Origin of the sequence: Janibacter hoylei PVAS-1 (assembly GCF_000297495.1) — a bacterium.
GTDB classification, from domain to species: Bacteria; Actinomycetota; Actinomycetes; order Actinomycetales; family Dermatophilaceae; genus Janibacter; species Janibacter hoylei.
In genome coordinates this window covers 1-12357 of record NZ_ALWX01000063.1, presented here as the reverse complement: position 1 = coordinate 12357, position 12357 = coordinate 1, and the positions used below count along the sequence as shown (strand labels likewise).

At 71.1% G+C, this 12357-nt stretch carries 10 protein-coding genes and 1 pseudogene; 3 read left to right on the top strand and 8 right to left on the bottom strand.

The window, feature by feature from the left end; translation table 11 throughout:
- Positions 1-218 precede the first annotated feature (218 nt).
- Positions 219-1661 carry an APC family permease gene (locus B277_RS12870; RefSeq protein WP_007928915.1) on the bottom strand — a complete coding sequence of 481 codons (1443 nt, stop codon included), beginning with the start codon at positions 1659-1661 and terminating at the stop codon, positions 219-221.
- 130 nt (positions 1662-1791) lie between these two features.
- On the bottom strand, positions 1792-3927 hold the full coding sequence (locus B277_RS12865) for a DNA gyrase/topoisomerase IV subunit B (protein ID WP_007928914.1): 2136 nt from the start codon (positions 3925-3927) through the stop codon (positions 1792-1794).
- 218 nt (positions 3928-4145) lie between these two features.
- On the opposite strand from B277_RS12865, the gene B277_RS12860 reads away from it, so the two are divergent.
- The 3 genes from B277_RS12860 (at position 4146) to B277_RS12850 (ending at position 5701) form a co-directional block, all read left to right on the top strand.
- Positions 4146-4370 (top strand): DUF7455 domain-containing protein, encoded by a 225-nt coding sequence (locus tag B277_RS12860; protein ID WP_007928913.1) that lies wholly within the window; start codon positions 4146-4148, stop codon positions 4368-4370.
- Between the two features lie 59 nt (positions 4371-4429).
- Positions 4430-4960, top strand: coding sequence for an ankyrin repeat domain-containing protein (locus tag B277_RS12855; RefSeq protein ID WP_007928912.1), 531 nt, complete (start codon positions 4430-4432; stop codon positions 4958-4960).
- A gap of 225 nt (positions 4961-5185) precedes the next feature.
- Positions 5186-5701, top strand: coding sequence for a DUF456 domain-containing protein (locus B277_RS12850; protein ID WP_007928911.1), 516 nt, complete (start codon positions 5186-5188; stop codon positions 5699-5701).
- Between the two features lie 36 nt (positions 5702-5737).
- Here the strand turns inward: B277_RS12850 and B277_RS12845 are convergent, their stop codons facing one another.
- From B277_RS12845 to dnaE, 6 genes and pseudogenes are all read right to left on the bottom strand, one after another.
- On the bottom strand, positions 5738-6166 hold the full coding sequence (locus tag B277_RS12845; RefSeq protein WP_007928910.1) for a DUF3040 domain-containing protein: 429 nt from the start codon (positions 6164-6166) through the stop codon (positions 5738-5740).
- Between the two features lie 77 nt (positions 6167-6243).
- Positions 6244-7513, bottom strand: a pseudogene (dinB, locus tag B277_RS12840) (DNA polymerase IV).
- 6 nt (positions 7514-7519) lie between these two features.
- Entirely contained in the window at positions 7520-8299 is a 780-nt protein-coding gene (locus tag B277_RS12835; protein WP_007928909.1) for a class I SAM-dependent methyltransferase, read from the bottom strand.
- A gap of 52 nt (positions 8300-8351) precedes the next feature.
- Positions 8352-8720 carry a nuclear transport factor 2 family protein gene (locus B277_RS12830; RefSeq protein ID WP_007928908.1) on the bottom strand — a complete coding sequence of 123 codons (369 nt, stop codon included), beginning with the start codon at positions 8718-8720 and terminating at the stop codon, positions 8352-8354.
- Positions 8721-8855: 135 nt separating this feature from the next.
- Positions 8856-9575 (bottom strand): OB-fold nucleic acid binding domain-containing protein, encoded by a 720-nt coding sequence (locus B277_RS19200; protein ID WP_238539406.1) that lies wholly within the window; start codon positions 9573-9575, stop codon positions 8856-8858.
- The coding region (gene dnaE, locus B277_RS12820; protein WP_051988052.1) for a DNA polymerase III subunit alpha at positions 9533-12357 on the bottom strand (2825 nt) is incomplete at its 5' end. The genes B277_RS19200 and dnaE, both read right to left, overlap by 43 nt.

The window sequence follows — 12357 nt, the reverse complement described above, 5'->3', positions numbered from 1 at the left end:
GACCACCCCACCCGCGCGTTTCCCTAGGGAAATCACCACCCTCACCCACATTTCCCTAGGGAAATCACCACCCTCACCCACATTTCCCTAGGGAAATACGCACCCCCGCCGTATTTCCCTAGGGAAATGTGCACCCCCGCCGTATTTCCCTAGGGAAATGCGCATGACGAAGGGGGCGGCACCGGTGATCCGGTGCCGCCCCCTTCGCGCTGCGGAGCTCAGTCGTGGTCGATGTGCTCCGGGTCGCGCATGTAGGTCTTCTTGGCGTAGACCGCGCGGTTGATGAACCAGGTGATCGCCCAGAGGACGACGCCGAGGGCCAGCAGGCCACCGGCGATCTCGTACTGCTGCTGCTGCTCCTCGTTGCGGGCCCACGGGCCGACGAGGAAGGCGCAGGTCAGTGCGGCGACGATCGGCAGGAAGGTCGGGGTCTTGAAGTGCTCCCGCCCGACGTCGTCGCGGCGCAGCACGAGGACCGCGATGTTGACGATCGTGAAGACGGCCAGCAGCAGCAGCGAGGTCGTACCACCGAGGAGCGAGACGACGGTCGACCCGCTGCCCAGGACGACGTAGCTGATCAGGCCGTAGGAGATCAGGGTCGTGAAGAGGATCGCGACCCACGGCGTCTGGCGCGTCTTGTGCACGATGCCCAGTCCGGGGGGCAGGACCTCCTGGCGCGACATGCCGTAGACGAGACGCGAGGCCATGAGCATGTTGATCAGTGCCGAGTTGGCCACGGCGAACATGCCGATGAAGGGGAAGATCTTGTCGAAGGGCAGGCCCGGCGCGCCGGTCGCGACGACCTGGGTCAGCGCCGACTGCTCCCCGCTGACGAGCTCACCGACGGGCACGAGGGCGACCGCGGTGATCGAGACGAGGACGTAGATGACACCGGTGATCGCCAAGCCGCTGAGCATGACCTTGGGGAAGATCTTCGCCGGCTCGTGGGTCTCCTCGGCCATGTTGACCGAGTCCTCGAAGCCGACCATGGCGAAGAAGGCGAGCGCCGTCGCCATGGAGATGGCAATGAAGGTGCTCTTGTCGCTCGGGCTCTCGAAGACCATCGCGCGGGAGAAGTCCGCCTTGCCCTGCGTCACCGCGTAGAGGCCGACGAAGATGATGAGCAGCAGGCCGGAGAGCTCGACGAGCGTGAGCACGACATTGGCCTTGACCGACTCGCCGACACCGCGCAGGTTGATGAGCGCGATGACGGTCATGAAGGCGAGGGCGACGAAGAGCAGCGGCGTCGAGCCGGCCTCCCACTCCAGGCCGAGCCCGTCACGCAGGAAGCCTGCGAAGGCGTTGGAGGCCGTCGACGCAGACGTGATGCCGGAGCACATGACGGCGAAGGCCACGATGAAGGTGAGGAAGTGAACGCCAAAGGCCTTGTGGATGAAGGTCGCGGCGCCGCCGGCCTTGGGGTACTTCGTCACGAGCTCGAGGTAGGAGAAGGCCGTCATCGTCGCGACGATGAAGGCCGCGAGGAAGGGCGCCCAGGCCGCTCCGCCCACCTCGGCCGCCACGTCACCCGTCAGCGCGTAGACCCCCGTGCCGAGGATGTCTCCCACGATGAAGAGCAGCAGGAGCTTGGGCCCCATGACCCGCTTGAGCTCGGTCTGCTCCTCCCCTGCGGCATGGTCCGAGGTGGCGACGTCGGACATGTGTCCTCCCTGGGTCGGGGCGCGCTGGTGCGCACCAATCCCCTTACCGTGACCCACGCCACGCACCGGCGCAACAACTGACGCGCCGACGCGCCGAACTTTCGTCGCAATCGTGACGTGCCGTCACAGGTCAGGCGTCGATGCGCTCCCGGTCGAGCTGATCGGCCGACGAGACGATGAAGTCGCGACGGGGGTCGACGTCCTTGCCCATGAGCAGTTCGAAGACCTGCTCGGCGATCTCAAGGTCCTCGGTCGTCACCCGGCGCAGCATCCGGTGGCGTGGGTCCATCGTCGTCTCGGCGAGCTGGTCGGCATCCATCTCACCCAGACCCTTGTACCGCTGGATCGGCTGCTTGATGTTCTTGCCCCGTGAGGTCAGCGACGCGAGCTTCTTGCGCATCTCCGCCTCGGAGTAGGTGTAGATCAGCTCGTTCTTCTTCGACCCCGGGTTGACGACCTCGATGCGGTGCAGCGGCGGCACGGCCGCGAAGACCTTGCCCGCCTCGACGAGGGGACGCATGTACCGGAAGAAGAGGGTGAGCAGCAGCGTGCGGATGTGGGCGCCGTCGACATCGGCGTCGGTCATGATGATGACCTTGCCGTACCGCGCGGCGTCGACGTCGAAGCTGCGGCCGGAGCCGGCCCCGATGACCTGGATGATCGAGGCGCACTCGGCGTTCTTGAGCATGTCGCCGACCGCGGCCTTCTGCACGTTGAGGATCTTGCCGCGGATGGGCAGCAGGGCCTGGAACTCGCTGTTGCGCGCCTCCTTGGCCGTGCCCATCGCCGAGTCGCCCTCGACGATGAAGAGCTCCGTGGCCTCGACGTCGCTGCTGCGGCAGTCGCGCAGCTTCGGCGGCAGGGACGAGGTCTCGAGGGCGTTCTTGCGGCGCTGGGTCTCCTTGTGCAGCCGCGCGGAGATGCGCGACTTCATCTCGGCGACGACCTTTTCGAGCAGCTGACCGGCCATCTGCTTCTCGGCCCGCTTGGTCGAGGTGAGCAGGCTGGTCAGCTCGGTCTCGACGACCTTGCTGACGATCGAGCGCACGGCATTGGTCCCGAGCACCTCCTTGGTCTGCCCCTCGAACTGCGGCTCGGCCAGGCGCACGGTCACGACCGCGGTCAGTCCGGCGAGCACGTCGTCCTTGTCGACCTTGTCGTTGCCGACCTTGAGCTTGCGGGCATTGACCTCGAGCTGCTTGCGGAAGACCTTGAGCAGGGCCTGCTCGAAGCCGGAGACGTGGGTTCCGCCCTTCGGCGTCGAGATGATGTTGACGAAGGAGGAGACCTTGGCGTCGTAGCCGGTGCCCCACCGCAGGGCGATGTCGACCCCGCACTCACGCTCGACCTCGGTCGGGGTCATGTGCCCCTTGGCGTCGAGGACCGGCACCGTCTCGGTGAAGGTGCCCGTGCCCTCGAGCCGCCACACGTCGGTGACCGGCGCATCGGGCGCGAGGTAGTCGACGAACTCGCTGATGCCGCCCTCGTGGTGGAAGACCTCCTCGATCGCCTCGTCACCGCGCTCGTCGCGCACGACGATCGTCAGCCCCGGCACGAGGAAGGAGGTCTGGCGGGCGCGCGCGGCCAGGGCCTCGCGGTCGATGTCGGCACCCTTGAGGAAGATCTGGGGGTCGGCCCAGTAGCGCACCCGGGTGCCGGTGACCCCGCGCTTGGCCTTGCCGACGACCTCGAGCTCGCTGCCCTTGTCGTACGGGCTGAAGTCGTTGTCCGGGGACTTCGCCCCCTTCGCACCGGCGACGTCGGAGAAGGTGCCGGGCTCCCCACGGCGGAAGCTCATGGCATAGGTCTTGCCGGCGCGATCGACCTCGACGTCCAGGCGCGAGGAGAGCGCGTTGACGACCGAGGCGCCGACGCCGTGCAGTCCACCGGAGGCCGTGTACGATCCGCCGCCGAACTTCCCGCCGGCGTGCAGCTTGGTGTAGACGACCTCGACGCCGGTCAGACCGGTGCGCGGCTCGATGTCGACCGGGATGCCACGACCGTTGTCCCGGACCTCGACCGAGCCGTCGGCGTGCAGGAGGACCTCGATCCGGTCACCGTGGCCGCCGAGGGCCTCGTCGACCGCGTTGTCGATGATCTCCCACATGCAGTGCATGAGGCCGCGCTGGTCGGTCGAGCCGATGTACATGCCCGGCCGCTTGCGGACGGCCTCGAGCCCCTCGAGGACCTGCAGGTGGTGCGCGGTGTAGTCCTGCGCGGTCTTGCTGCTCGCGGTCTTCTTGGCGGTGCTGGCAGCCGGAGGCACGAAGGGAGCCTGCCTTGTCGTCGGTCGGAGGTGGACGTCTCGCAGGGTAGTCCGCGCCGCCGACACCGCCCGGGAGGCTGCACCTCGGTGGTGTCGCAGGCCCGGACTCCTGTGCCCTCGGTCACGCCACGACCCCGCGGGTGCAGGTCGGGAAGGGATCGGCGTGTTTGACTGTTGTCTCGGACGTCCACGGAACGACGCATGAAATGAGGCACCACGTGAACGCGACTCTGGCCAGCCCCCTGACCGCAGCCGACCGCTGCGACCGCTGCGGAGCCAAGGCCTACGTGCGCGCTCGGCTCCACGCCGGGGGCGAACTGCTCTTCTGCGCCCACCACGGGCGTGAGCACATCCCGGCGCTGAAGGACCTCGCCGAGATCGACGACGAGTCGGCCAGCCTCGACGAAGGCACCCCGGCCTCAGCTCCCGTCGACGAGCGCTGAGCGGGACCGATCCACGACCCTCCGGAGATGCCTGACCTGACCGAAGGACCCCGTTTCGAATGAAGGCACTCGACCTGATCGCACGCATGAAGCCGACTGCCGAGTTCATCGCAGCGGCCGAGGGCGCTGGCCTTGGCGCGCCTCGCGCTGACGGCAAGAGCCTGCTGATGGCGGCTCTGGGCAACACGGACCTCGAGTCGCGCTACGCGACCACTCAGTGGCTGCTCGACCACGGCACGCACCTGGGGCCACCGAACTCGGAGGGCTATACGGAGCTGCACGTGCTGTTCGGGCAGGTCGAGCACGACATCGCGAAGGACCTCGCGATCGCTGAACAACTGATCGCGCTCGGGGCCGATGTCAACGCCGTCAGCCCACGCGGTGGACTGGTCTTCTGCGAGGTGCTTCGCATGAAGTTCACCGACGAGGACCTCGAGCCCATCTACGATCTGTGGTTCAGGCAGCCGGTGACACTCGATTTCGAGACGCCGTCGAAGCTCGGGGCGACGCCGCTGAATTTCGCGCAGGCCATTCCGTACCGCGCGACCATACTCGAGCGCATGCAAAAGTATGTCGCTGAGCACTCCTGAGCTCGTTCGGGACTCCGTGCGCACAGGCTGCTACGCGGGACGTCTGTGGCAGGTTGACAGTGGGCTCGCATGTCCACGCCATGTGCATGAGATGAGGCCTCACGTGAACGCCACCTTGATAACGCCCTTGCCCGCAGACGACCACCGCGGGAGTCCACGGTCTGCACGCGTGGCGAGAGCGCCCGGCCCGAGCTTCCGTCGACGAGCGCTGAGCGGCACCGCCGCATGCTGACCTTGGCCGCCGAGGCCACCCACGACCCGACGTCGATCGCTCTGGCGGTCGGCATCGTCATCTTCGTCATCGGTGTCCTCGGCATCGTCATCCCGGTCCTGCCGGGTCTCCTGCTCTGCGTCGCCGCCGTCCTCGTGTGGGCCGGCTTCACGGGCGGCACGACGGCCTGGGTGACCTTCGGCATCGTCGCGGTGATCTACGCGGTGACGCTACTGCTGCAGTTCCTCATCCCGGGGCGGCGCATGAAGCGCGACGGTGTCGGCGGTCTGACGCTCACCCTGGGCGTCGTGGGCGCGATCATCGGCTTCTTCGTCATCCCGGTCGTCGGCCTCCCGGTCGGCTTCGTCCTCGGGGTCTTCGCCGCCGAGTACGTCCGCTTCCGCGATCTCGACCGCGCCTGGCAGGCGACGAAGGCCGCGCTGCGCGGTGTCCTGCACAGCATGGGCATCGAGCTGTCCGCGGCGCTCATCATCGCGGTCACGTGGACCGTGGGCATCATCGCCCACTGACGACCCCGGACATCTGCCCGCGGCCGTCGCGAAGGACTACCAGCCCTGACCCTTGCTGCGGCGCTCCTCCCAGCGCTGCTCGAGCCGCTGCATGAAGGTGCCGGACCGGGCAGACGCGCGCGCCTTGGCCCCCTTCGTCTTGCGCTGACGGGCCGGGCGGACCGTGCCGTCGTCCCCGACGAGTCCGAGACCGCCGATGCCCTCGCTGCCGCCACCGGGGGTGACGGCGACCGCGACCGAGGCGACGATGAGGGCGAAGCCGGCGACGCCGATCCACAGGGTGGTGTTGATGCCGAGCAGCACCAGGCCGAGCCCGACGATGGCGCCGATGACGCCGATGGCGACACGGCGCCGGTCATGACCGGAGTGCGTCCCCTTCATCTGCGAGGCAAAGCGAGGGTCTTCGGCCCGGATGGCCTCTTCCATCTCCTCGAGCATCTGCCGCTCGCGCTCTGACAGCGCCACGGTGACCTCCCTACGAACCTGGTCTCGTGCGGGCGGTGCCCGCGGGTCCCCACGGCGAAAGGACCGCCGTGGTCTCCTCAGTCTAGGTCGCGGCCGCGGCCTGCGGTAGGCCGGCGTCCCGCTCGGCCCCGGTCACCGAGCAGGCTGGCCGGGCGCACGCTGCCCGCCCCGAAGCGCGCGCTCGCGCGGTCGACCGCGCGGTCAGCCTCCCGCCAGCCGTGCTCGGGCTCGTCGAGCGCCACCTGCACCGGCGTGGACGAGGCCTCGGAGAGCTGCTCGACGCGCACCCCGACGAGCCGCACCCTGGCCCGCTGCAGGCCGAGGGCGTCGTAGAGCTCACGGGCCAGCGCCGCGATGTCGCGGGAGACGTCGGTGGCATCGCGAAGGGAGCGGGAGCGGCTGATCGTCGTGAAGTCGGCGAAGCGCACCTTGATGCTCACCGTCCGCCCGACGAGGCCGGCGGCCCGCAACCGGGAGGCCGCCTTGTCCGCGAGCGCGAGCAGGGTGCGGTGGACGACCTCGGGGTCGTCGACGTCGTGGTCGAAGGTGCGCTCGTTGCCGATGGAGCGCTCACGGCGCACCGGCTCGACGGACCGCGGGTCCCTCCCCCAGGCGAGGTCGTGCAGGTGGTTGCCGGTCGCCTCGCCGAGCGCACGGACCAGGGTGGCGCGGGGGGGTGTGGGCGATGTCGGAGACGGTCTTCAGCCCGAGGCGGGCGAGCGCCTCCTCGGTCTTGTCGCCGACTCCCCACAGGGCCCCGACGGGCAGCTGCTGGACGAAGGTGACGACCTCGTCCGCGGGGATGACGAGCAGCCCGTCGGGCTTGGCCAGGCCGGAGGCGAGCTTGGCGACGAACTTCGTGCTCGCGACGCCGACGGAGCAGGTGATGCCCTGCTCGTCGGCGACGGTGTCCCGGATGCGCTGTGCGATCGTCGCCGGCGAGCCCATGAGGCGCACCGCGCCGGCGACGTCGAGGAAGGCCTCGTCGCTGCTCAGCGGCTCGACGAAGGGGGTGATGTCGGCGAAGGTCGCCATGATCGCCGCGCTGATCCGCGAGTAGAGCTCGTGCTCGGGCGGCAGGACGGTCGCCTGCGGGCACAGCCGCCGGGCACGGCCCATCGGCATGGCCGAGGTGACCCCGAAGGCCCGGGCCTCGTAGGTCGCGGAGAGCACGACGCCGCGGTTGCCGCCGCCGATGATGACGGGGGTGCCGACGAGCTCGGGGTGGGCGATGAGGGAGGCGGACGCGAAGAAGGCGTCCATGTCGACGTGCAGGATCGTGCACCCGGTGTCATCCGGGGGGCCCTGGCCGGCCCGCGGTGGGGGCCGGTACTGACGCCGGCTCATGAGCGGTCAGTCGCGGCGGGCGATGAGGTGGACGGCGCCACCGAGCGCCGACAGACCGGTGCGACCGGCGTCGGCGGAGGCGAGCTCCTCGAGGGCCAGTAGCGCCCGGCGCTCGGCCTCGGTGTCGACGAAGGTGCTCGGCACGACATCGCTGAAGATGCGCACCCCACGTGTCTCGAGGGTCGTGAAGCCAGCCCGGGTGAGCATCTCGGTCAGGGCGGCCCGGTCGAAGCGGCGCGGCACGGGGTCCTCTTCGCCCCACCGTCCGTCAGGGCTGGTGAGGGCAGTGGTCGCCTGGTCGAAGCGCCCGGCGAGGGCTCGCGAGATGACGGCGGCGACGCGCTGCGCGGTGACGAGCGAGAGGTGCCCACCGGGGGCGAGGACCTCGGCGATGCGGGCGAGGGTGGCCTCGGGATCGTCGACGTACTCGAGGGTGCCGTGGCAGGAGAGCAGGTCGACGGTGCCGGGCGGGGCGATGCCGGCGAGGGTGTCGGCGTCGCCCTGCACGGCGGTGATCCGCTCGGCGGCCGGCGACTCGGCGACCCGGCGACTCATCGAGGCGAGCGCGTCGGGGCTGGGGTCGACGACGGTGACGGTGTGGCCCTGCTCTGCGAGCGCGACGGCCAGCCCACCCGTGCCGCCGCCGAGGTCGAGGACCCGCAGCGGCCGGGAGAGCTCACGCTGACGGGACTCGCTGAGCGCGCGCACCTGGGTCCAGATCGCGGCGGTCCGGACATTGCCCTCGACCCCGCTGCCGCCACGGCGCCACGCTCGCTCGTCGTTCATGCCTCCAACCCTAGTCGGCGGGGGTGACACCCCCTTCGGCCTCCCCGCCCCGTCAGGTCAGGAGAGTCCCCTGGTGATGGACCTGGCGCCAGCCTCCATCCCGTTCGCACCAGATCGACGTGCGTCGCGCGCGGCGCTCCCCTTGGGCCGACGTCCATGAGACCCGGACGACGCCTGGTGCGATGGTCCGGGCTCGCAGGTCGTCGATCTCGATGGTCGGCGAGTCGGGGCCCGCGGACTCCGACTCGAGCATCGCAAGGATCGAGTCGCGGTCCCACACCCGGCCGGACGCCCCGACCTCCTCGAAGTCCGGGGCGATGAGGTCGCGCAGACGCCCGGCATCGGCCCGCGTCTGCGGCGACTGCAGCTCGCGCTCGAGGTCCAGGACCGTGGTCAGCGTCGCGTCATCCGTGTGGGGCATTCACCTACCGTCGCACGGTTCGTGCGAGACATCCCCCGCCCTGACTCCTCTCTGTCAAAGACACGTCGCGTCTCCCGGCACGCGCGGTGTCTTTGACCGAGGCGAAGGGGGCCGCCCCGGCCGGCCTCGCCCCCCTCAGTGGCCGGAGCTGCCGGGCGAGGAGTGCCACAGCTTGCGCGGGGGCTCGACACCGGTGCCCGCCGGTCGGGTGTCGGCCCACGGCGACTGCCGGAAGCCCGAAGCGTGGACGAGCACCCGGTGCCCGGCCGGCTGCTGGTGCGCGGCATCACGGGCCCGGGCGAGCTCGTCGGCCTCGTCGAGCGCGGCGTGCACGGCGGTGATGCCGCCGCGCTGCCATGCCTCCCACAGCGTCGACAGCTCCCACGCGCCGGAGGCGAGCACCGAGACCCCGCGCGGCCCCGCGCGCCGGATCGTGCCGCGCACGAGGAGCAGCCAGGAGTGGAAGATCGTCGCCGCGTAGGGCCCCTGCACGTCCTCGAAGAAGGTCGCGTCGACCGGCCCGGTCGCGTCGTCGACGGTGAGGAAGACGACCCGACGCCCGGAGCGGATCGGTGGGGTCTGGGTCGCGACCTTGACCCCCGCAGCGAGGATCTGGGCACCGCTGCGCACCGAGAGCAGGTCCGCGCTGCGGGTCACCCCGAGCGCCTCGAGCATCGGCGCGTAGAAGTCCATGACGTGCCGCGAGGCGTCGAGCCCGAGGATCTCCAGCTCGGCGCTCACCTGGTCGGGGATGCTCATCTCGGGCAGACCGACGCCTTCGCCGAGCTCCGGGGAGTCGCCGAGGTCGAGGGTCAACTGGCTCGCGACCGGCGTGGTCGTCGTGCCCGTGCGCACCTGCTGGGCGCCCGGCCGTCCGGCCGCCCAGGCCGCGCCTCGGACGACCGTCCCCGCGCACCCAGGCCACCGGTACCCCGGCCCCGCGCGCCGCGTGACCGACCCGCGCTCGCCCGCGACCACCGGTCGAGCTCGGCGACATGCAGCAGCAGATCCCGCCGGGTGAGCCGCCCGCGGCTGCCGAGCCCCGGCCCGGCCCGGTCGGCGCCGGTGCCGTGCACCGCGTCGAAGGCCCCGACGAGGACGAGCCGCTCGACGACCGGCCGGCTCACCTGCGCCCGCTGCCAAAAATCGGCGAGCGAGTCGAAGGGGCCCCGGCGACGACGCGGGCGACCTCCCCTTCGCTCATGCCCTTGACGTCGGCCAGCGAGAGCCGGATCGCCCACGGCGACCCGTCGGGCAGGTCGGGATCGTCCGGTGCCCGACCGGGGACGGGGGGCGCGCTCGACGCGGTACTCCCCCGTGCTCGCGTTGACGTCGACGCCGAGGACCGTGATGCCGAGCGACCGGGCCTCCTCGAGGAGCAGCCGCTTGGGGTACATGCCCGGGTCGTGGGTGAGCACGCCGGCGAGGAAGGCCGCGGGATGGTGCGCCTTGAGCCAGGCCGACTGGTAGGTCGGCATGGCGAAGGCAGCCGCGTGCGCCTTGCAGAAGCCGAAGGACGCGAAGGCCGCGAGCACCGCCCAGATGCGGTCGACGTCCTCCGGCGGGTACCCGCGCGCGGCCGCCGCCGGACGCCACCACGCCTCGATGCGCGCCTGCCCGTCGGGGCTGCCCATCGTGCGGCGCACCTCGTCGGCCTGGGCGAGGGTCGCGCCGGTCGTCTCGGCGATGATCCGCAGCATCTGCTCGTGGAAGACGACGACCCCCTCGGTCTCGGCGAGCGCGGGCACGAGCCGGTCGTGGAGGAACTGCGGCCGGCTCCACCCGTGCCGCGCCTCGAGGAAGGGGCGGATCATGTCGGACTTCACCGGGCCGGGGCGGAAGAGCGAGATGTCGATGATCAGGTCGTCGAAGACGCTCGGCGCGAGCTTGCCGATGAGCTCGCGCTGCCCCGGGCTCTCGATCTGGAAGCACCCGAGCGTGCGCGTCGTGCGGATCATCGCGAAGGTCGCCGGGTCGTCGAGCGGCACGTCGGAGCGGTCGTCGAGGTCGACCCGCTCCCCCGTGACCCGCTCGACCTCGCCGACGGCGTGCGCCATCGCCGACTGCATCCGGATGCCGAGGACGTCGAGCTTGAGCAGCCCGAGCGCCTCGACGTCGTCCTTGTCGAACTGGCTCATCGGGAAGCCCAGCCAGCTCGACTCGACCGGGGTGCGGTCGAGCAGCCCGCCATCGGACAGGACGACCCCGCACGGGTGCAGGGCGATGTGCCGGGGCAGCCCGTCGAGCCGCTCGACGAGGTCGAAGAGCGTCGTCAGGCGTCCGCCGTCGAGGCTGCGGGTGCGCAGCTCGGGCAGCTCGGCCATCGCCGAGCGCACGTCCTTGGCCCGGATGTGCGGGAAGGCCTTGGCGATCTCGTCGACCTCGGCCGGGGGCACCCCGAGCGCGGCGCCGACGTCGCGGATCGCGTGCCGTGCCTTGTAGGTGTCCATCATCGACACGCAGGTCACCCGGTCGCGGCCGAAGCGCTGGAGGATCAGCTCGTACATCTCGGTGCGGCGGGCCGACTCGACGTCGATGTCGATGTCGGGCAGCTCGGCCCGTAGCGGCGAGCAAAAACGCTCCATGAGCAGGTCGTGCCGGATCGGGTCGATCGCGCTGATGCCGAGCAGGTGGTTGATCAGGCTGCCGGCGCCGGAGCCACGGGCGGCGACCCGCACCCCCGCGCCGGTGATGAGGTCGACGACCTCGGCGACGGTGAGGAAGTAGGTCGGGTAGCCCAGCGCCTCGACGACGTCGAGCTCGTCGGCCAGACGCTCCTCGACCTGCCGCAGCACCGCCGGCGACGCATCGGGGTAGCGCGCGCCGATCGCGGCCCGGCAGCGCTGCGCGAGCACCACCTGCGGGTCCGCGTCGGGGGGCAGCCCGAGCACACTCGCCTCGGGCAGGTGGACCCGCCCGATGCCGAGGTCCTTGCGGTCGTCGAGCGCGCACTCCACCGCCGTGCGCACCGTCGCCTCGAGCAGCGCCGCGGCCCGCTGCCGGGGACTCGCGCAGGCGAAGCCGCCCGCACCGCCACCGAGCACGCTCGCCACCCGGTGGGCGTGCTCGACCATCGTCGCGTCGTCGGCGAGGTGCCCGGCGGTCGTCACCCGGTCGAGGTGCCGGGCGTCGAGGACGACGAGTCGTCGGGTCGCGTCGAGGACGTCGGCGGTCGTCGCGTCGTGCGGGTGGAGATGACGCACTGCCGCGGTGAGCACGGCCGGGACCCCGCAGGCGTCAGCGAGCCCGAGCAGGTGGGCGGCGTGCCCGGTCGACGCGGGGGTGCCGGGCGGTCCGCCGTGGTCGACGACCTCGATGGCGAGCGCCCCGGCCGGCAGCACCCGCTGCCAGGCCTGCAGCCGCTCGCGGGCCACGTCGGGACGTCGGGCGAGCAGCGCGGCGCCGACGTCGGAGGTCGGGCCGAGCAGGACGAGCAGCGGGGCCGGCTCGTCAGCCCCGGGGGCCGCGGCGTGCCGGGCGATCATCGCCGCGGTCGCGACGGCCTCGCCGCGCTCACCCGTGAGGTGCACCTCGCTGACGAGCCGGCACAGCCGCGCCCAGCCGACCCCGTGCGGCACCCCGGCACCCGCCCCCCGGGCGAGCACGGTGACCGCGGGTGACGCGGGTCGACCTCGGC